Raw genomic sequence first — 19,729 nt, forward strand, 5'->3', positions numbered from 1 at the left:
TTTTATCGATTGAGGTGTATCCAACCCGTTTTTGAAGTATTGTTATTAAAATCAATCACATAATAATATACACCATCCGGCAAGTCATCTCCATTGTCAGACTGACCTTTCCACTCGTTGTAATAATTCCCTTTGCTATACACTTTCATCCCATAGCGATTGTAAATATTCAAATGTTTAACATCCAACAAACGCAAATCGAAGGAATCATTTAATCCATCATTATTAGCCGAAATTCCTTTCTGAATGCCACAATAAATGTTGTCTACAGTGATTGATTTTTGTTTGGCACAACCATTAGCATTCGTTACCGTTACTGAAAAAACTAAAGGCAATTCTTCAGCAGCGGTAGTAGTATTCAAGTATGTTGATACGTTGAAAACAGAACTGTTTGCTATAGTAACCGTATTAAGAGACCAACTGTAACTCGCTGCATCAGCATTATAACTGGCTGCCAAAGGAACAATTCTTAAATTATAATTCCCTTCCTCACAATATCCTTGAAACTCAAAATCAAAATCACCATATACAGGTACGTTTAAACTGGCTGCATAGGCACACTCAGTAGCATTGGGTGTAAAAGTATAAGAGGTAGTTTGTGTAGTATCTAAAATCGGAAGCCATGTTCCGGAAATACCATTCTCTGAAACTGCCGGCAGACTAAACTGTTGATCCCCATAACAAAGTGGGGTAATTTCCGAAAATACCGGATGCACTTTAGAGTTGACTGTTATTGACATGGTAAACGGTGAAACACACAATCCTGAGGCTGGTGTAAATGTATAGGCTGTTGTAACCGTAGTATTAATTTCAGGAGTCCAGATACCACTATATCCATTAACTGAGGTCGTAGGCAACGGACTCAATATTGTTCCTTCACAAATAGGTTGAACCGGGGTAAAAATTGGATTCACATTAGGATTAACAATAATAGTCGCTGATACTGGATTAGCACAGATACCTGAATTTGGGGTAAAAGTATAAGTGGTAGTTTGTGAATTGTTAAAAGCAGGAGACCAGGTTCCGTTAATAGCATTAGTAGAGATCAAAGGCAAAGGGCTTACAGTCTCACCGGCACAAACAGATTGTGGCAAAGTGAACTGAGGTGTTACTTTTGGAGTAATGGCTACAGTCATTTGTGCAGAATTCAAACAACCTGCAGTTGACGGGGAAAATGTGTAAGTAGTTGTACTTAAGTTATTAATTGCTGGTGACCAGGCCCCGGTAATTCCCTCTAAAGAAGTGGTAGGCAACGGAGCTAAAACCTCTCCTTCACAAACAGCCGCAATCGGAGTAAAAGTTGGGGTAGCTCCCATCGGGCTCACCGTAATGGTCATCGTAGTCGGCAACTGGCAAGAGCCTAAGCTTGGTGTAAAGGTGTAAGTAGTGGTTGTCAAATTATTAATTGCGGGTGACCACGTGCCGGTAATTCCGTTTTCCGAAGTTGTCGGCAGAGGATTCAGAGTCTGTCCTTCACAAATAGAAGGTATTTGGGTAAAGATTGGGCTGACATTAGTACCTACTGTTATGGTATTGGAAAGAGACAGAGCGTTTGAGCAAGCACCGGTTCCACCTAATATATAGAGTAAATCAAGCGTTTGATTTGTTGTCGCTGCAGCAATTGATATCGTGGCAGTCCCCCCGGAGCCAATGGTCACGGTTTGGGTTGTTCCGCTATTCAACTTATAATTTATAATATCGCCTATAGTTCCGGTTATAGTAAAGACAGCATCCTGACCCGGACAAATTGGTGAATTGGAAGTGACAACCGGTTGAGCACACAGCGTACCACAAACCGCTACAATGGGAGGCGTAATAAAATCAAACGTATGTTGATTATAATCATTAGCCGTTCCGTCCCCCATAGATCCGTCTATTCGATGCCCTACATATCCATAACGTACACTTCCTAATTTTATTAAAGCGGTTGAATGACCTCCCACTTCACAGTGGGTAATGACATCTGTACTCTGTACTCCTCCGGGTATATTTAAATAATTAACTCCTCCTTCAACGGTACGCCCAATCATATAATAACTGTTGCTACCTGCTGTATGCAAAAGCCCGCCTGCTCTGATAACCCCTAATCCGGGGTACAGGGTATCATGCTCATTGGAAGAAATCCAGGCAGCATCGGTTATAACTGTATTGTTAGGCGCTTTGGCATTTACCCATACCGTACGGGTGACAGCCGTCCCGTCTCCTAATTGACCCGAAGAGTTAAAGCCTAAACTGTATATTTTTCTATCTGTGCCCAAGACATAATAGGATTGATTGGCACCACTGTTACTGGTCCCTTGAATCATCTTAATTCCCGGCATACCGGTAGGCAATGTCATTTGAGTGGCATAATAACGATTTGTCGCCACCGACCCGTCACCTAAATAAGTACCATCTCCCCAAGTCCATAGTGAACCGTCTGCTTTTAAAGCAAAAGCAAACCTCCCGGAGCCTCTGCTCACAATAACGTTTGTTAATGGGGTATTGGCATCCTGCATCACTTTTGACCATTGTACGGGACTTCCTATTGATACAGACCCGGTACCTCTGATAGCCACATTTTGCGATAATACATATACTTCACCTATACAGGTAGTTATCATCACCGTATCACTGGAAACAAAAAGCATCTTTACATCTAAAGGGGACACGTTTAAAGGTAAACCATCAGCTTTACCGTTTACTGTTAATTTTTGAAAAGTGCTTGATGTGGTCAAAGCATAGTTCAAAACATCTCCTTCCCAACCTACAACAAATAATCCTGTTGAAGTAAGCACTATAAGTTGAGTAGTTGCACCAATTCCTATTTTGTATATCGTACCGGTCAATGCAGGATAGTTCGTTGAATTTACAAGCAATGGAGACAATACCGAACTGTACCCATCATTTCCAAGATAGGCTCCCCATACTTTCCATTCCCCATTGGGCGCCTTTATATAACTGGCATGGTATCCCGAACCCATATTATCATAAGCAATGGTCGCAGCGTCATCATTAGAATATAAACCTGAATTGGCATTACAAAATTCGGAATCACCACATTGAGAATGAACAACATTCGTAGCGAAAAGGCATAATAATGCTGTAATAAAATGTATTTTTTTCATTATTAGTTTGTGACAGGAGTTGTAAGAGAGATAGATTGTATTTGATTATTTATATCCTTAAAATCAAACATCAAATAGGAGTTCAGATTTACCAATCCACTGAGCGCATATTTAACAATATGGGTACCCTCAACCCACTCACTGGTTTCGTCAAGCGGTCGAGCAACAATAGTTGACCCCAAACCCGCAACATCAATAGATGTATTTCTCCATTTTACCGGTTTATGATTATAAGTACTTATTATTACCGGAATGGTCATTATAATATGTTCCGTACTGACATTTTTGCGAATTGGTTCAGAAAAAGCAATATTTTTTGAGTCAAAAATCATTTTGACCGGACTAACATTTACGGTTATTTCTTCGGGAAAAACATGAGACTCGCAACTGGCTGCTTTCTTTGAACTGCGCTCAACAATTTTAATTTGATAGTTGCCTGGTTTCTCAAATTTATACCTGTTAATTTGCTCTCCCTTTAAATGGACTTTTCCTTGTGAACCGTTAATGTAAAACTGCATTTTATCATTGACATTGCTTAAATTAATGGTTTCCCCATAGGATATGGTAACCACATTTTGAGAAAACACCAATGTGCAGAAAAACAGGAATAACAAGCTTAAAGCTGTTTTTTTCATATTTTTGATTAAAAAATTGATTGTACTTTTTGAACAGATAACTTTACCAAAGATATATTTTTTTTATAAATGCCAATATTTTATTACTAATTTTAAGACAGAAAAACAAAACCATGAGTTTATATTACATTCACAGAGAACCAATTATCAAAAAAGACAAGAATCCTTTACTCCTATTACTCCATGGCTATGGCAGCAACGAAGAAGACTTGTTTTCCTTTGCCTCCGAGCTTCCGCAGGAGTACTATGTGGTTTCGGCAAGGGCTCCTTATGATTTGATGTATGGTAGTTATGCTTGGTATGCCATCAATTTTGATGCAGATGAAAATAAGTTTTCCGATATCAATCAGGCCAGAATTTCGAGAGATATCATTGCCGGGTTTATTGATGAATTACTTGCGGCATATCCTATTGATGCCAACAATATAACGCTGATTGGTTTTAGTCAAGGTAGTATTTTAAGTTATGCCGTAGCCTTATCTTATCCTGAAAAAGTACAGCGTGTGGTCGCTATGAGTGGGTATTTGAATACGGATATGGCCGTAGATAATTTTGCAAAAAATGACTTTAGCCATCTTAAGATATTCGCTTCACATGGAACAGTTGACCAAGTCATCCCTGTAGATTGGGCCCGTCATGCCATTCCGGTTTTAAAAAATTTGGGTATAGAAACCGTTTACAAAGAATATCCTGTAGGTCATGGTGTTGCTCCGCAAAATTTCTTTGACTTTAAAAATTGGCTGCAATCCTAATATAAAAAAAGCCTTGTCAATCAAGGCTTTTTATTTACTGTTCAGTATCGGTTCCTGTAACTTTTTTTCCTATTTCCCCATCTCCGGAAAATAAACTTTTGTCTCCTTTTTTCAACACATATCCTTTCCATGGTACCAATTGCCAATCATTTAGAATCCATGGCTTGCCTTCGGCTGCTCTGGTCAACACTATGGAAGTAGTGTCTCTTGGAAGAAATATTTCGGCTTGTTTGGCATCTTCGCTAAACAATACATAAGCACTCAAGGTTTCGTCTTCATTGTCCGGTTTATCCACAGGATTCAATTGAATTCCGGAAAAACCCTTCACACATTCTTTGTTGACTTTAGACCAAATATAACCTGCTGAAGCCAAGCAACCGTTTTCGTCTTTATCGTTTACTACCGTAGAGTCTTTTGGTGTTGAATTAACAGTAACTTCCTGTTTGCCTTCTTGTTGATCATTAAGCTTACAAGAGCAAAAAATAAAAGCAACAGCAAAAAGAGTAATTATTTTTTTCATTGATTTGAATTATAAAAGGCTAATTTAATGCTTTTGGGTATAAGTATGAATCCATAATCTCGAAAGAAATCGTTTGGTCTTCATTGACAAAATATTTCAACAATACTTCCCCCCAAATTTCACCGTTGCTGTAATTAGCAATAATCCAACGATGATTCAACAATTTTACCTTATTAATGATGTATTTCTGTTCTCCCATTTTAGGCTGATCTGTATATTTATTGCCTTCTGGAGCATCATTATAGGCCAAAAGAGCCTGTTTCACTTTTTCATCAAAAGCCTTTATATCATTTTGATTCAAATAATTTTGGGCTCTATCATTATTCTCGAGAGAAAAAGCATTGGCATCATACAACTGGTTAGAGACAGAAGTAATACTATCGGTAAGTTTTTTATTGGTTTCCGTCAACGACTGTAATTCTGCACCATTTTTACTTGAAAAATATTTATAGGTAAAAACGTTTATCAATACAGCAATGATAAAAAGATAAAGAAACAAAGATTTTTTCATAAACTTAAATAGTTATTTTTAAATTGTCGTAGGCGAGAAACACATTGGAAGGTAAACGTTTTTGCACCTCTTCATGAAATCCCATCAAATGACTGATGTGTGTAAGATAAGCCTTTTGAGGCTGTACCAAATGTATAAAATCTAATGCATCCTGCAAACTAAAATGAGAATGATGTGATTCTTCCCTCAAGGCATTTACTACCAACACCTTAACCCCTCTTAATTTTTCTATTTCAGCTTCATCAATTGATTTCACATCGGTTAAATATACAAAATCCTGAATTCGATAACCAAATACCTGAAGGTTTGCATGATTTACATTAATCGGAGTAACCTTAGTTTGATTTAAATAAAAATCTTCGTTATTCCGCACTTCAAATAATTGTACTCCGGGAGCACCGGGGTATTTATTTTCAGTTTCAAAGATATAATCAAAACGCTTTTTCAGGTTTTTTAATACACGAATATGCGCATAAACCGGAATATCATGTTGCTGTCTGAAGAAAAAAGGACGAATGTCGTCCAAACCGGCCGTGTGATCAGCATGCTCATGTGTAAAAAGAATAGCATCCAGTTGCTTACATCCTGAAGTTAGCATTTGCTGTCTGAAATCCGGGCCACAATCAATTACAATAGAGTTTTGTTCCCAAGTCACCCAAACTGAAACCCGCAACCTTCTGTCTTTTAAATCCTTACTTTGACATACCGGATGACTGCTGCCAATAACGGGAATTCCTTGCGAAGTTCCGGTACCTAAAAAATAAATTTGCATCATAGCACGGTTTTTGAGGTATTAGTTTTACCTATTGAGTTTAAAAGTAATTAATTACAAATTTAGACTTAATTATCTTTTTATAAAATAGCTATTTTACTAACTTTGCAATGTATATAAACTATTATGGATAATATTGTTTCAAACATTAAATTGAAAGGCGACAAGGCCATTGAGTCGGTTCCGGCTATCAAAGATAAAGCGTTGCGAATTAACCTGAATGAGAACATTTACGGAACCTTTGCTGAGATTGGTGCGGGACAGGAAACAGTGAGACACTTTTTCAGAGCCGGAGGTTCTTCTGGAACTATTGCAAAGGCTATGTCGGCGTATGACAAGGATTTTAGCGATGCTATTTACGGTATTGAAGATGATGGACGCTATGTTACCGAAAGTCGCTTAAAAAAAATGCTGAATCATGAGGTAGAACTCATTGAAAAGCGTTTAAAAAGAGATAAACACCCTAATAAAATATTCTTCAGTTTTGCCAATACTGTTGCTACTATTGATTTTGCAAAACAATTCAAAGGACATGGTTGGGTTGGTATAAAATATCAGGTTGAGCCGGATGAAGATTATAACGAAATCACCCTTCACATTCGTTTTAAAGAAACCGATGCCCGATTACAACAAGAGACACTGGGAGTTTTAGGAGTGAATTTAATTTACGGCGCCTACTATAAATACAATGATCCTAAAAAATTATTGCGTTATCTCTACGATCATTTAGATAAAGACCAATTAGAAATAGACACAATTAACTTCTCAGGTCCTCGATTTGCCAATGTTGACAACCGATTGATGAGTTTACAATTAGTGAAAAATGGTATGACTGATGCCGTGATGTTTGGTCCTGACGGAAAGAACATATTGCCGGCCTCAATTCTTTATAAAAAGAACATATTAGCACTACGCGGTAGTTTCCGACCTGTGACACAGGTAAACATGGATATGTATGAGAAGTCGCTAAAAATGTTTCTGGAAGAGAGCAAAGTGGAAAAAGACAATACGCTTGTAATTTTTGAAATTACACTTTCCAATCTTCGTTCTGAAGGAGAAATTGACGAGAGAGACTTCATGGACCGGGCAGAGTTGTTGTGTTCTTTAGGACAGACCGTGATGATTTCCAATTTCCAGGAATACTATAAAGTAGTAGAATATTTCTCAAGTTATACTAAAGCCCGTATGGGATTAGCCATGGGTGTAAATAATTTAGTGGACATATTTGATGAAAAATACTATCGCCATTTAAGTGGAGGTATACTTGAGGCTTTCGGGAAATTATTCTACCGTGACCTGAAAGTATTCCTATATCCTATGGAAGATGAAAATGGTGAAATCATAACTTCTCAGAACCTGAAAGTACATCCTCGTATGAAAGAATTGTATAAGTTCTTTGCCTACAACGGAAAAGTAGTTGACATCACCGACTTTGATAAAGCGCACTTGAAAATATTTTCACGTGAAGTGCTTAAAATGATTAGCGACGGTACACCGGGCTGGGAAAAACTGCTTCCGGAAGGTATCGCTGAAATTATCAAGCAACATCAACTTTTCGGATACAACCCCAATAAGATTTTACAGAAAGTATAAAAGAGAAAGCCAAGATTTTAAAATCTTGGCTTTCTTCATTAAATAAACTATTTGTCTAGTAACTGTGAAGCGTGTTCTTTTGTCTTGACAGTAGTAATCACATCCTCGATAATTCCATTTTCATTAATTACAAATGTGGTTCTGTGAATGCCATCAAATTCTCTTCCCATGAATTTCTTTGGACCCCAAACACCAAAAGCATCTATTACTTTTCTATCCTCATCTGCGATTAACGGAAAAGGTAAATTGTATTTGGCTTTGAATTTAGATTGTGCTTTAGCACTATCAGCACTCACACCTAACAAGACATAATTATTGGCTTTAAAACGTTCAAAATTGTCTCTGAGATCACATGCTTCGGCGGTGCAACCGGGTGTGTCCGCTTTGGGATAAAAGAAAACCACCAGTTTATTCCCTTTATAGTCGGCTAATGTATGTGCTTGACCATCTTGGTCATATCCGGTAAAATTAGGAGCTTGATCTCCTTTTTGCAGTGTTGTCATATTTTGATGTATAAGTTTTTATAAATTTACCATTCAAATTTACTTTAAAATGACCAAACAAGAGCGTGCAACATTTGTTATAAATACGTTAAAAGAGTACTATCCCCAAATCCCAATTCCTTTAGATCACAAAGATCCATATACATTACTCATTGCAGTATTGCTTTCAGCACAATGTACTGATGTTCGGGTGAATCAAATCACTCCCCTATTGTTTGCCAAAGCAGACAATCCTTATGACATGGTAAAACTATCGGTAGAGGAAATAAAGGAAATCATCAGACCTTGTGGACTTTCCCCTATGAAATCAAAAGGAATTTATGGTTTATCACAAATCCTTATTGAAAAGCACCAAGGGGAAGTTCCTCAGAGTTTTGAAGCATTGGAAGCTTTACCGGCCGTAGGTCATAAAACCGCCAGTGTAGTAATGTCTCAAGCCTTTGGCGTTCCTGCGTTTCCGGTTGACACACATATTCACCGATTGATGTACCGTTGGAATCTTACCAACGGAAAGAATGTACAGCAAACGGAGAAAGATGCTAAAGCCATTTTTCCAAAGGAATTATGGAATGATTTGCATTTGCAGATTATTTGGTATGGACGAGAATATTCTCCTGCACGAGGATGGGATTTGGAAAAGGACATTATTACCAAAACCATAGGCAGAAAATCCGTTCTCGAAGATTACCATAAATTAAAAAAATAACCCCAGTTCAAATCGAGAACTGAGGTTTAACTTTAGGAGAAATAAAATAATTACAATGCACTATTTGCCTGGCTGGCCATCTCAGCATACACTGTTTGAGAGATTTCCCCAACCAATTGGGAAAGCTTTTTAAAATCCTTTCCTTTAGTCATTATGGTTAACAAGTAAGGTTTGTTATCTAAATACACAATACCCGATTCGTGAAGTTGTTTTTCGGTTTGGTTGCCTGATTCTCCAAACTTGTGGGCAACTCTTGTATGCTCAGGTAATCCTTTAAGGATACCATCTTTAAAATCACACTGGCTCAATAGTTCACCTGCATATTCAGAGTCGTCAACATTTAAATAACCTGCATTGTAAATAGCTCTCATAAAATAAGAGTACTCTCTGGTAGTAAATTTAAATTCGGTAGCATAAATATTAGGAATATCCAGTCCAATATCTGAAAATAGCTTCTGCAGCACTTTACTATCCATATTATTTTCAACTAATATTGTAGCAGCATTATCGGAATACTTAATCATGTAGTTGAGTAATTCTCTGATGGTATAGGTTTCCCCCACCTTTATGGTTTTTGAGGGGTAAACAATCATTTTACCTGCATCAATGGGTTTGGAATAGGTCACTTTTTTATTCAAAAAACCGGGATTGAGTTCGTTCATTTTCAGAATAGCCATCAATACAGGGACTTTAAACAGGGAACCCGGATCGTATTTTTCAGTATCATTAACTGACATCCATTCGTTATGCCCATATTCCCTAAGGTATACAGAAGCACTGCTTGCATCCCCTATGGACTTGTATTTTTCGATTACTGCTATGACCTTTTGTTTGATATCATTCAATTGATCTGATTCACATTCCTCATCCACAAACATCAATGGCTTTATGAATTTAAATCCATTCATTCTTTTGATATTATAATTACAGGCAGATACTGAACTTTCCGATTCCTTAGCTTCGAATTGTTTGTCTTTCCAGAAACCAGTCAGAAAAAAAGTAGCGACGACCGTCACCACGGTAAATACTAAGATTTGGAGCAGCGAGAATTGTTTATTTTTAAGAGAAATCATTATTTAGTAATCATTATTTATCATTATGCAATATTAACTATTCTTTTTGAAGATTATAACACAATTTACCTACAGCAATGGACTATTCACCTATTTTTAACGAATAACTGTCATAAAACCCATTCTACAAGCAACAATTGGAAGTTTTAACAAGTTGGAAGGATTTCACCCTACTAAAAAAAGCGGTGGGATACCGCTTTTTTTATCATGACTCTGAAAGATTACTGTACTTTGATAATCTTGGATTCGTCTATATGAAAGGCTTTTACAACAGCATTGTAGTCCTTTAAATCAACGTTGCTTTTCTTACCGAAATAACCCGGAACGATAACGACTCTGAACACTTGGTTTAAACTGTAGTTTGCAGAAACATTGGCCAAGTCAAACCCTTCCATGTGCAATTCAGTATCATAGGTAGTGAAATCAAAATCATAACGCAAATCTAACGTTCCATCATCAAAAAAGTAGGTTTCCGGTAGTGGCTTCCATATATCTTCGCCTTGAAACTGACCTGAAAGGCGGTAAACCAGCACCATATCTGAAGTGTATATCTGATGCGGATAAGTTAACAGTTGACTGTATCCGTTATTGGAAGTAAAATTTACTTGAGTATATTCAAATACTTCGCTGATGGTATCGGTGTCTGTATCGTTATCCGAGCAGCCTTGGAGCGTTATCATCCCGATAAATGCTAACAAAAGAGTTATTTTTTTCATAATGGTTTTTGTATTAAAGATTAATGATATAAAACTACTAGCAATAGCTGTGCCAAAGTATGTATTTAACAGAAATTTGTATTTTTGCCTTATGGGAAGAAATAACGCCAAAAACATCAAAGCGCACAATGACAAGCTTCACAAGGCTCAGGACAAAGCTAAAATAAAAAAGGCTTCCCGGGCGGAACGACTGAAAATTATACAGAAAAAATTCAATGAGTCCAAAGAATAGAAGCCTCCTGTTTTGGGAGGCTTCTGCATGTTACATTTATTCCTTGACTACCTTTTGAGTAAAAAGTCCCCGGTCTGTTTCTAACTTCAACAAATAAACCCCTGAAGCGTTGGCACTAAGGTCGAGTGCATTGCCTACCAACATTCCTAACGCATTATACACATAGACTTTGCGGACTTCAATTCCCGGATTTAACAATGTTACTTTGTCTTTCGTGGGATTAGGATACAGGCGCATCGATGGATTGTCGTTAAAATTAACAACGCCCAAAGTGGTAAAAGCATAACAATCAGAAACACTGGTGCAACCGTTCGTGGTTAAAGCGACCGCATAATTCCCGGAAACTGTTGGTGTAAAGGTTTGGGCGGTTTGGTTAGGAATCGGTTCATTGGCATTGTCACAATCGAGCCATTCGTAGGTCGTACCGGCCAGGGTTCTATCGGCGGTTAACGCGATATCGGATACTGTTACTCCTGTGGTAAAAGCATTTTGTGAATCGGTTATGGTAAGCGGAAACGTTACGGTTGACGTTTCATCCGGTTCACAAAATTGATTGGTCACTGTGAGCGTTACCTGCTGCACACCCGGACAGCTGAAGCTGTGTGTTGGGCTTTTGATAGTACTGTGCGGCGTACCGTCGCCGAAATCCCAATCAGAGACGTCAAAATTAGTACTTAAATTGATAAACGAAACCGATGCTGTTTGTGTGGCCGGGTCATAATCACTGGTCACCGGATAGTATGTAAACATGGCATTAGGCGGTAAACATCTTCGAATGTCGAAATACGAGGTATTGGCAGGTGTCCATAAACCGGCTACTTCCTGTCCGGTCACTTCCAAAACCGGAATACCATAGGCGGGATCAAACCATTTGTAACTGATTGTCGTTTGGGTATTGGTAGTTGTTTGTCCGTTGGCTACTACTGTAATGGTTTCCGTTAAAGTCGATTTTAACTTCAATACATTGGCAAAGGTTCCGAACGGCGTTATCAGTGAACCCCAACCCTCTACTACATTGGCTCGTTGACCTACCGAATTGTAGGTTAAGGGTATCCCCATACTGTTGCCATTAAATGCAATAGCGGTAGGATTGGTATAGGAATCATTATAATTCATCGGAAACTGGTATAAAATATCCGGCTGGGTATAGCTGATGGTTAGTGGCAGGGTCAGTCCGGTCATGGACACATTGGCTCCAATCATTTTGTTGGCAAAGTTAGCCGTACTCAGTTTGCTGTGCATGTACACATTATCCAAGCCGTAGCCCTGAATCTGCATGCCGTCAAGCTGGAGGGTTGCCAGGTTAAAATTGGCCGTAAACTGCGAATTACAGTTGAAGATGTAGTTGTTGGAAAAACACCAGGAGGTTTTATAACCGGTATTGTTGGGGTTTTCCCATAGTATTACATCCTGAGTATTGGGAGACAGGGTACTGTAATCCCAAGTCATATTGGCTCCGGTTGCTGTGAAATCAAAGGCTGTCAAATCGATAGCGTGACTGACGATATAGCTATCGTTTACATCCGCAAAATCGGAAGAGTTGTAGGTGATTTGCGACCAACCTAAGGTTGAAATCAGCATCACTAAGGCGAGGGTAGTTTTATTCATAAGCGTTTTGTTTTAAGCGAGTTAAATGTAAGTAATAATTTTTATACCCTACTACTGATTTCATTTAAAAAAGCGCCATCGTTATCCTGTTATGGCACTCTTCAAAACCTCTTATGGCACTCTTACAGCAATATAGCGGCACTCTAGCAGCACTCTAGAGGCAATCTAGAGGCAATGTAGAAGCTTTTTAGAAGCCCTTGAAAAAAAGGGTTACTTGGTTTTGTATTTAATGGGAATCCACACTTCTTCTTCCGATTCGGGACTGTTGTGTTGGTATTTTGCACCGAGGATTTCGAAATGCGGGCGGTGGTCTAAGCTATAGCCCGAAGCAGGTAACCACTCTGTAAAAATATAGCGGAAGAACGGTTCGGCTTCAGCAGGAATGCCTTTGTAGAGAAATACAGCATATAAACCTTCAGGGATGAGTAGTGTTTCCATACCTTGAGGAACGGGAGTGTTGGGCTGTACCGGTGCGGTTGCCCATTTGGTAAACGGTGTATGCCTACCAAAATCAAAGTCGACAGGATAAACCTGAATGCTGTACAAGTCTTCTCCCAGCCTGTTGGTTATTTCGTGACGGCGCAGCATAAAGTTTTGCCACATGCCTACCGATAGATCATGGGCAAAGGTCATGGTTTGGCTAATTCCAACGAGGATCGTGTCGGGAAATGTTTTAGTTGTTGGCTGCATTTGAAAAAAAAGACCTTTCACAAAGAAAGGTCTTTTACTCTATTTTATGGTTATTACATATTACGTCTGTACTGTCCTCCTACCTCAAACAATCCGGCAGTGATTTGTCCCAGAGAGCAATATTTGGTAGCGGTCATCAATACCTCAAAAATGTTTTCGTTGTTGATGGCTGCATTCTGCAAGGCTTCAATTTGTTCGTCTTCTTTGTCATGGTATGCCTTGTGCAGGTTATCGAGGGTTTGAATCTGGAATTGTTTTTCCTCTTCGGTTGCGCGGATTACTTCTGCCGGCAATACCGTAGGGGAACCTTTCGAACTCAGGAAGGTATTTACCCCAATGATTGGGAACTCTCCGGAGTGTTTCAAGGTTTCATAATACAAACTTTCCTCCTGAATTTTGCTGCGTTGGTACATGGTTTCCATGGCACCCAATACGCCGCCGCGCTCGGTGATGCGGTCAAACTCCTGCAATACGGCTTCTTCTACCAAATCCGTAAGTTCTTCTATGATAAATGAACCCTGGATTGGGTTTTCGTTTTTAGCCAAACCTAATTCTTTATTGATAATCAACTGAATGGCCATGGCACGACGTACGCTTTCCTCCGTTGGTGTGGTAATCGCCTCATCATACGCGTTGGTATGCAAGGAATTACAGTTATCGTAAATGGCATACAATGCTTGCAATGTGGTACGGATATCGTTAAAATCAATCTCCTGAGCGTGTAACGAACGTCCCGAAGTTTGGATGTGGTATTTCAACATTTGGGCTCTTTCATTGGCACCATATTTATTTTTCATCGCTTTGGCCCAGATTTTACGTGCCACACGTCCGATAACGGCGTATTCAGGGTCGATACCGTTGGAGAAAAAGAATGATAAGTTAGGTCCGAAGTCGTTGATGTTCATGCCTCGGCTTAAGTAGTATTCCACATAGGTGAATCCGTTTGCCAGGGTGAATGCCAACTGTGTAATCGGGTTGGCACCCGCTTCAGCAATATGGTAACCGGAGATGGAAACCGAATAAAAGTTGCGTACATTTTTTTGGATGAAATATTCCTGTACGTCACCCATGAGGCGGAGAGCAAATTCGGTCGAGAAAATACAGGTATTTTGTGCCTGATCTTCTTTTAAAATATCGGCTTGTACGGTTCCACGAACCTGAGCTAAGGTCTTTACTTTAATATCGTTGTAGACCTCAATAGGTAACACCTGATCACCGGTAACCCCTAACAACATTAATCCCAAACCGTTGTTTCCTTTGGGCAATTCGCCATTGTAACGCGGTCTTGGTAAGTTCTTCTTCTTGTAGATTTCGTTGATTTTTTCTTCTACCTCTACCTGTAAGTTATTTTCAATAATGTATTTTTCACAATTTTGGTCGATAGCGGCATTGAGGAAGAACCCGAGCAACATAGGTGCCGGACCATTGATGGTCATGGAAACCGAGGTCATCGGATGGCTCAAATCAAAACCGGAATACAGTTTTTTGGCATCGTCCAGGCAACAGATAGACACTCCGGCATTTCCGATTTTACCGTAAATATCGGGACGCAAATCAGGATCATTTCCGTATAAAGTTACCGAGTCAAAAGCGGTAGACAAACGCTTGGCCGGCATACCCAAAGAAACGTAATGGAAACGACGATTGGTTCGTTCCGGTCCACCTTCTCCGGCAAACATACGCGTTGGGTCCTCGCCTTCTCTTTTAAAAGGATACAGTCCTGAAGCAAATGGGAATTCGCCCGGTACATTTTCCTGTAGGTTCCATTTCAGGATATCGCCCCAAGCCTGATATTTTGGCAAGGCTACCTTAGGGATTTGCGAATGCGACAAGCTTTCGGTATGGGTTTCTATTTTGATTTCCTTATCGCGTACTTTGAAGCTGTATACGGGATTTTTGTATTTGTTTACCTTGTCATTCCAAGTGAGGATGATTTCCCAATTGAACGGATCAAGGTTCATTTTTACGCGGTCAAATTCTTTAACCAAAAGGTTTAAAAACTCTTTGTTATCTTCGTTGTTATTCAATGAATTAGCCTCAATTCCGGATTTATCTAAATGAGGTGCTTTTTTATTTACCGATTCGATGGTTTTGTAAATGCCATACAATTTTTGAGCCACCTCAACCTGCGTTAAAACCGTTTCGTCATACTTGCGGTTGTTCTCTGCGATTTCCGATAAATATCGGGTACGATGTGGCGGAATGACAAAAATCTTCTCACTCATTTCACGGGTGATTTGGAAGGTAGATTTCAAATCGGCCCCTGTTTTCTCTACAATCTTATCCATGATTTTTTTGTAGAGCGTATTCATGCCCGGATCATTGAATTGCGAAGCTATGGTGCCTACTACCGGCATTTCATCCGGATTGGTATCCCATAAATTATGATTGCGTTGGTATTGTTTTTTAACATCACGGATGGCGTCTAAAGCACCGCGTTTATCGAACTTATTGATGGCTACCAAATCGGCAAAATCGAGCATGTCGATTTTTTCCAATTGCGTAGCGGCTCCGAACTCCGGTGTCATCACGTACAAGGACACATCCGAGTGGTCCATGATTTCGGTATCACTTTGTCCGATACCCGAAGTTTCCAAGATAATCAAGTCGTATTTGGCAGCTTTCAAGACCTGAATGGCTTCGGCTACATATTTTGACAACGCCAAATTGGACTGGCGTGTAGCCAATGAACGCATGTAAACACGAGGGTTGTTGATGGCATTCATGCGAATTCTATCGCCCAGTAAGGCGCCACCTGTTTTGCGTTTGGAAGGATCGACCGAAATCAAACCAATAGTTTTTTCCGGGAAATCAATTAAAAAGCGACGCACTAATTCGTCTACCAAAGAAGACTTTCCTGCACCGCCGGTTCCTGTGATTCCGAGTACGGGGATATTGGTCGTTTTATTTTTTTCGTGTATGGTGTCTAATGTAGGTTTGGCTACGTCCGGAAAATTCTCAGCTGAAGAGATGACACGGGCAATAGCTGTTGGGTTTTTCTCTTCCAAATGATTGATTTCTCCATTCAACACATCGCCAATGGCAAAGTCTGAACGTTGTACCAAATCGTTAATCATCCCTTGCAATCCCATAGCACGTCCGTCATCGGGAGCGTAAATACGTGTAATTCCGTAGGCCTGTAACTCGGCAATTTCTTCGGGAAGAATTACGCCACCGCCGCCGCCGAAGATTTTAATATGACCGGCTCCTTTTTCTTTCAGCAAATCATACATGTATTTGAAATACTCGTTGTGTCCGCCTTGGTACGATGTCATGGCAATAGCATTGGCATCCTCCTGAATGGCGGTATTCACCACTTCCTCAACACTACGATCGTGCCCCAGGTGAATTACTTCTACTCCGGTGGTCTGGATGATGCGTCGCATGATGTTAATGGCAGCATCATGACCGTCAAAAAGTGAAGCGGCAGTTACAATTCGGACTTTATTTTTTGGAATGTACGGGATTTGTGGTTCCATTATGAGAATATGATAATTTTAGTGCCGCAATTTACGTAATTAATAAAAATTATCAGGTAAACGATTGGCATAATTTTTGGGAAGTTTAGTCCAAAATTAACACAATCCTATAAATCAATTTTTACCTTTGGAATTCAAATCTTTACTATGAAAACAAAAATCGCCTTACTGCTGTTATTTCCTGTTTTAGGATTTTCCCAAATCAGCATCTTAGATCAAATTAAAAATGAAGTTAAGAAAGTCATCCCACTGGATTTGCCAACCTCTGCCGGTGTATTGAGCAATGCTGACATTGCCTCAGGACTTAAAGAAGCACTGAATAAAGGTATTGAAAAGCAAGTTACCAAGCTTACCGCAGTGGATGGTTTTTACAAAAATCAGATGGTTAAGATATTGTTGCCGGAAGAATTGCAAAAGGTGGATAAAGCCTTGCGAAGAGCCGGTCTGAGTTCCTTAGCAGATAAAGGGATACTGATGTTGAACCGAGCTGCCGAGGATGCTGTAAAAGAGTCTACCCCTATTTTTGTAGATGCGGTTAAAAACATGAGTTTTACGGATGCTAAAAACATCCTGATGGGTGATGAACGTTCGGCTACTACCTATTTGGAAAGTACGACCACTACCCCTTTGTATGGCAAGTTTAATCCGGTGATTAAAAATTCATTTGCCAAAGTGGGTGCTGATAAAGTTTGGGCCGAGATTATTAAGAAATACAACAAGTTGCCCTTGGTCAAAAAAGTGAATCCGGATTTAACAGATTACACCACCAATAAAGCCTTGGAAGGTGTTTTTAAAATGATTGCCGTAGAGGAAAAAAACATCCGGACCGATTTGAATTCGAGAACCTCAGATTTGCTTAAAAAGGTATTTGCCTTACAGGATAAAAAGTAGTTCTTAATTTACTGTTAAATTTTTAGAAATCAATAACATAAGAATAACAAAACCTTAACATCAATAGCCAAAAAGGCGCTGTATCTTTGTAGTGTAATAAATTTGGTTTTTTATTATTTTGGTTAGGGTTAGTTTAAAAATGCCGGAGTCTTGTACTTCGGCATTTTTTATTTAATGGCTTGTTGGAGTTTTTTAAAATACGCAAACGCTTTGACCAATCGGCTGCCATACCAGGAGAACATTTCGCCGTCAACAAAAACGGTTTTGGCATGATGAGTATGACGACCCAGTTCAAAGGCATGCTCATCGGTAAACGGAAAAGGTTCTGAGGACAGTAATATTAAATCGGGATCGCCCTGAATCCGCATTTTCTGAATCACCACTTCAGGGTATCTCCCCTCGTATTTGGGGTTGTGGTCATAGATGTTTTCAAAGCGATTCAGTTTGAGCAATTCATTGATAAATGTATCGCCTCCGGCTACCATATAGGGGTTGGCCCAAATGAAATACGCTACCTTACGGGTGGTTTCTTGCTTTATAACGTGTTGGAAATCGGTATAGGCAAAATCAATTTTATCGAGCCATTTTTGCGCTTCTGTTCTTTTATTAAAAAGCTGTCCAAAATCCTCAATCAACTTTCGGTTATCTTCCAGGGTTATCACATTGGTTACCCAAACCGGACTGATTTCTGAAAGTTCCTTTACCATTTCGAGTGTATTCTCTTCTTTGTTGGCGATGATAATATCGGGCTGTAAGGAGCGTATTTTGTCTACATGTACCTTTTTAGTCCCGCCAACAATCTTTTTTGTGGATTTGAAATGAAAAGGATTGACGCAAAACTTTGTAATGCCCACTATATTTTCTTCCAAGCCCAAGTCGTAAAGCAGTTCCGTGAGTGACGGAACCAACGAAACGATACGTTTCGGAGTCGTTTTGAAAGTGTGTGTATTTCCTAACTGGTCTGTAAACGTTGACACAATCCTCTACTTGTTTTGCAGTATCGCTTCCATTTCCTGTTGCATTTTCATAGCTTCCGCTCTGGCCTTTTCGGCAAAATCCCTTTCGGTGGAAGCATAAATTATAGCTCTGGAAGAATTGATAAGCAATCCAACACTGTTGTTCATCCCGTATCTGCAAACTTCCTGCAAGCTTCCGCCTTGTGCTCCCACTCCGGGAACCAAAAGAAAACTATCGGGGATAATTTTTCTGATTTCCGTAAAATACTCTGCTTTGGTGGCGCCTACCACGTACATTAGTTTTTGGGCGTTTTTCCAGTTGGTTGAAGTCTTAATTACGGTTTTGTAGAGCTCCTCACCTTCCGTATTTTTAGTTTGAAAATCAAACGCTCCTTCATTAGAAGTAAGGGCCAACAGAATCGCGTGCTTATTTTCAAATTCCAAAAAAGGTTCTACAGAATCTTTGCCCATATAAGGTGCTACGGTTACGCTGTCAAAATTTAAGTCTTCCAAAAAAGCTTTGGCATACATGGTGGACGTATTCCCAATATCTCCGCGTTTGGCATCGGCTATGGTAAAAATATCCGGATGCTTTTCGTTGATGTAGTTGATGGTTTTTTGTAGTGACTGCCAACCTTTGATACCATACGCTTCATAAAAAGCCGTATTGGGTTTATAAGCCACACACAAATCATGTGTAGCATCGATAATGGCTTTGTTGAATTCAAAGATGGGATCTTCCGATTCTAATAAATGCTTTGGGATTTTAGTCAAATCGACATCGAGGCCGATACACAAAAATGTTTTTTTGTGGTAAATCTGTTGAACGAGTTGTTGTGTTGTCATGGTGTTGTTGTGTGGCGGCAAAGGTACAAACCAGAATCTGAAAATGGAAATTTTATAACAATTGCGGTAAATTATATAACCCGCCTGACTTGTACCCATACTATCTTTGTAAAGCAAACGATTAGTACTTGCTACTGTC

Annotated in this window: 18 protein-coding genes; 5 read left to right on the top strand and 13 right to left on the bottom strand. The window is 39.4% G+C overall.

Translation table 11 applies throughout. The annotated features are described in order from the left end of the window. Window positions 1-2: 2 nt before the first annotated feature. Both ACSVH6_RS06250 and ACSVH6_RS06255 read right to left on the bottom strand, forming a co-directional pair. Window positions 3-3,107: a gliding motility-associated C-terminal domain-containing protein gene (locus tag ACSVH6_RS06250; RefSeq protein WP_438076635.1), complete on the bottom strand. Its 3,105-nt coding sequence runs from the start codon at window positions 3,105-3,107 to the stop codon at window positions 3-5. A 2-nt stretch (window positions 3,108-3,109) separates the two neighbouring features. After that, the gene (locus ACSVH6_RS06255) at window positions 3,110-3,742 is read right to left on the bottom strand and encodes a hypothetical protein (RefSeq protein ID WP_438076637.1); all 633 of its coding nucleotides are present in this window, start codon (window positions 3,740-3,742) and stop codon (window positions 3,110-3,112) included. A gap of 113 nt (window positions 3,743-3,855) precedes the next feature. Between ACSVH6_RS06255 and ACSVH6_RS06260 the strand changes: the two genes are divergently transcribed. Then, a complete protein-coding gene (locus ACSVH6_RS06260; RefSeq protein WP_438076639.1) occupies window positions 3,856-4,494 on the top strand; it encodes an alpha/beta hydrolase in 639 nt (212 codons plus the stop codon). 34 nt (window positions 4,495-4,528) lie between these two features. Here ACSVH6_RS06260 and ACSVH6_RS06265 read toward each other — a convergent pair whose 3' ends face one another. Genes ACSVH6_RS06265 through ACSVH6_RS06275 form a run of 3 tightly spaced genes read right to left on the bottom strand, consistent with a single transcriptional unit; the run spans window position 4,529 to window position 6,297 of the window. Then, the gene (locus ACSVH6_RS06265) at window positions 4,529-5,014 is read right to left on the bottom strand and encodes a hypothetical protein (protein ID WP_438076641.1); all 486 of its coding nucleotides are present in this window, start codon (window positions 5,012-5,014) and stop codon (window positions 4,529-4,531) included. 19 nt (window positions 5,015-5,033) lie between these two features. Then, window positions 5,034-5,525, bottom strand: a complete 492-nt coding sequence (locus ACSVH6_RS06270; RefSeq protein WP_438076643.1) for a hypothetical protein — start codon at window positions 5,523-5,525, stop codon at window positions 5,034-5,036. Window positions 5,526-5,529: 4 nt separating this feature from the next. Continuing rightward, window positions 5,530-6,297, bottom strand: a complete 768-nt coding sequence (locus tag ACSVH6_RS06275) for an MBL fold metallo-hydrolase (RefSeq protein ID WP_438076731.1) — start codon at window positions 6,295-6,297, stop codon at window positions 5,530-5,532. A 135-nt stretch (window positions 6,298-6,432) separates the two neighbouring features. Here ACSVH6_RS06275 and ACSVH6_RS06280 point away from each other — a divergent pair, with 135 nt between their 5' ends. After that, window positions 6,433-7,890 carry a TonB-dependent receptor gene (locus ACSVH6_RS06280; RefSeq protein ID WP_438076733.1) on the top strand — a complete coding sequence of 486 codons (1,458 nt, stop codon included), beginning with the start codon at window positions 6,433-6,435 and terminating at the stop codon, window positions 7,888-7,890. 47 nt (window positions 7,891-7,937) lie between these two features. Here ACSVH6_RS06280 and bcp read toward each other — a convergent pair whose 3' ends face one another. Beyond that, entirely contained in the window at window positions 7,938-8,393 is a 456-nt protein-coding gene (gene bcp / locus ACSVH6_RS06285) for a thioredoxin-dependent thiol peroxidase (protein ID WP_438076645.1), read from the bottom strand. Between the two features lie 49 nt (window positions 8,394-8,442). On the opposite strand from bcp, the gene ACSVH6_RS06290 reads away from it, so the two are divergent. Next, complete coding sequence (locus ACSVH6_RS06290) at window positions 8,443-9,099, top strand: endonuclease III domain-containing protein (RefSeq protein ID WP_438076647.1); 657 nt, start codon at window positions 8,443-8,445, stop codon at window positions 9,097-9,099. A gap of 50 nt (window positions 9,100-9,149) precedes the next feature. On the opposite strand, the gene ACSVH6_RS06295 is transcribed toward ACSVH6_RS06290, so the two are convergent. Both ACSVH6_RS06295 and ACSVH6_RS06300 read right to left on the bottom strand, forming a co-directional pair. Next, complete coding sequence (locus tag ACSVH6_RS06295) at window positions 9,150-10,172, bottom strand: serine hydrolase (RefSeq protein WP_438076649.1); 1,023 nt, start codon at window positions 10,170-10,172, stop codon at window positions 9,150-9,152. A gap of 221 nt (window positions 10,173-10,393) precedes the next feature. Beyond that, entirely contained in the window at window positions 10,394-10,888 is a 495-nt protein-coding gene (locus ACSVH6_RS06300; RefSeq protein WP_438076651.1) for an anti-DarT factor AdfA family protein, read from the bottom strand. 91 nt (window positions 10,889-10,979) lie between these two features. Here ACSVH6_RS06300 and ACSVH6_RS06305 point away from each other — a divergent pair, with 91 nt between their 5' ends. Next, window positions 10,980-11,120, top strand: coding sequence for a hypothetical protein (locus ACSVH6_RS06305; RefSeq protein ID WP_438076653.1), 141 nt, complete (start codon window positions 10,980-10,982; stop codon window positions 11,118-11,120). 36 nt (window positions 11,121-11,156) lie between these two features. Here ACSVH6_RS06305 and ACSVH6_RS06310 read toward each other — a convergent pair whose 3' ends face one another. The 3 genes from ACSVH6_RS06310 to ACSVH6_RS06320 all read right to left on the bottom strand — a co-directional run bounded on the left by ACSVH6_RS06310 (window position 11,157) and on the right by ACSVH6_RS06320 (window position 16,897). Next, window positions 11,157-12,728, bottom strand: coding sequence for a T9SS type A sorting domain-containing protein (locus tag ACSVH6_RS06310; RefSeq protein ID WP_438076655.1), 1,572 nt, complete (start codon window positions 12,726-12,728; stop codon window positions 11,157-11,159). A 210-nt stretch (window positions 12,729-12,938) separates the two neighbouring features. Beyond that, complete coding sequence (locus ACSVH6_RS06315) at window positions 12,939-13,418, bottom strand: GyrI-like domain-containing protein (RefSeq protein ID WP_438076657.1); 480 nt, start codon at window positions 13,416-13,418, stop codon at window positions 12,939-12,941. 53 nt (window positions 13,419-13,471) lie between these two features. Beyond that, window positions 13,472-16,897, bottom strand: coding sequence for a methylmalonyl-CoA mutase family protein (locus tag ACSVH6_RS06320; RefSeq protein ID WP_438076659.1), 3,426 nt, complete (start codon window positions 16,895-16,897; stop codon window positions 13,472-13,474). 147 nt (window positions 16,898-17,044) lie between these two features. Between ACSVH6_RS06320 and ACSVH6_RS06325 the strand changes: the two genes are divergently transcribed. After that, the gene (locus ACSVH6_RS06325; protein ID WP_438076661.1) at window positions 17,045-17,788 is read left to right on the top strand and encodes a DUF4197 domain-containing protein; all 744 of its coding nucleotides are present in this window, start codon (window positions 17,045-17,047) and stop codon (window positions 17,786-17,788) included. Window positions 17,789-17,955: 167 nt separating this feature from the next. Here the strand turns inward: ACSVH6_RS06325 and ACSVH6_RS06330 are convergent, their stop codons facing one another. Beyond that, window positions 17,956-18,765 (bottom strand): ABC transporter substrate-binding protein, encoded by an 810-nt coding sequence (locus ACSVH6_RS06330; protein ID WP_438076663.1) that lies wholly within the window; start codon window positions 18,763-18,765, stop codon window positions 17,956-17,958. A gap of 6 nt (window positions 18,766-18,771) precedes the next feature. After that, window positions 18,772-19,590 carry an orotidine-5'-phosphate decarboxylase gene (gene pyrF / locus ACSVH6_RS06335; protein ID WP_438076735.1) on the bottom strand — a complete coding sequence of 273 codons (819 nt, stop codon included), beginning with the start codon at window positions 19,588-19,590 and terminating at the stop codon, window positions 18,772-18,774. Between the last annotated feature and the right edge of the window lie 139 nt (window positions 19,591-19,729).

The sequence above is a fragment of the Flavobacterium sp. XGLA_31 genome (genome assembly GCF_051547105.1).
Lineage (GTDB): Bacteria > Bacteroidota > Bacteroidia > Flavobacteriales > Flavobacteriaceae > Flavobacterium.

Bases quoted from the DNA above. Each gene is read 5' to 3' on its own strand.
- ACSVH6_RS06320 (WP_438076659.1), bottom strand. From the start codon at position 16,897: ATGGAACCACAAATCCCGTACATTCCAAAAAATAAAGTCCGAATTGTA.
- bcp (WP_438076645.1), bottom strand. From the start codon at position 8,393: ATGACAACACTGCAAAAAGGAGATCAAGCTCCTAATTTTACCGGATAT.
- ACSVH6_RS06305 (WP_438076653.1), top strand. From the start codon at position 10,980: ATGGGAAGAAATAACGCCAAAAACATCAAAGCGCACAATGACAAGCTT.
- ACSVH6_RS06270 (WP_438076643.1), bottom strand. From the start codon at position 5,525: ATGAAAAAATCTTTGTTTCTTTATCTTTTTATCATTGCTGTATTGATA.
- pyrF (WP_438076735.1), bottom strand. From the start codon at position 19,590: ATGACAACACAACAACTCGTTCAACAGATTTACCACAAAAAAACATTT.
- ACSVH6_RS06310 (WP_438076655.1), bottom strand. From the start codon at position 12,728: ATGAATAAAACTACCCTCGCCTTAGTGATGCTGATTTCAACCTTAGGT.
- ACSVH6_RS06290 (WP_438076647.1), top strand. From the start codon at position 8,443: ATGACCAAACAAGAGCGTGCAACATTTGTTATAAATACGTTAAAAGAG.
- ACSVH6_RS06255 (WP_438076637.1), bottom strand. From the start codon at position 3,742: ATGAAAAAAACAGCTTTAAGCTTGTTATTCCTGTTTTTCTGCACATTG.
- ACSVH6_RS06300 (WP_438076651.1), bottom strand. From the start codon at position 10,888: ATGAAAAAAATAACTCTTTTGTTAGCATTTATCGGGATGATAACGCTC.
- ACSVH6_RS06325 (WP_438076661.1), top strand. From the start codon at position 17,045: ATGAAAACAAAAATCGCCTTACTGCTGTTATTTCCTGTTTTAGGATTT.
- ACSVH6_RS06265 (WP_438076641.1), bottom strand. From the start codon at position 5,014: ATGAAAAAAATAATTACTCTTTTTGCTGTTGCTTTTATTTTTTGCTCT.
- ACSVH6_RS06315 (WP_438076657.1), bottom strand. From the start codon at position 13,418: ATGCAGCCAACAACTAAAACATTTCCCGACACGATCCTCGTTGGAATT.
- ACSVH6_RS06295 (WP_438076649.1), bottom strand. From the start codon at position 10,172: ATGATTTCTCTTAAAAATAAACAATTCTCGCTGCTCCAAATCTTAGTA.
- ACSVH6_RS06250 (WP_438076635.1), bottom strand. From the start codon at position 3,107: ATGAAAAAAATACATTTTATTACAGCATTATTATGCCTTTTCGCTACG.
- ACSVH6_RS06275 (WP_438076731.1), bottom strand. From the start codon at position 6,297: ATGCAAATTTATTTTTTAGGTACCGGAACTTCGCAAGGAATTCCCGTT.
- ACSVH6_RS06260 (WP_438076639.1), top strand. From the start codon at position 3,856: ATGAGTTTATATTACATTCACAGAGAACCAATTATCAAAAAAGACAAG.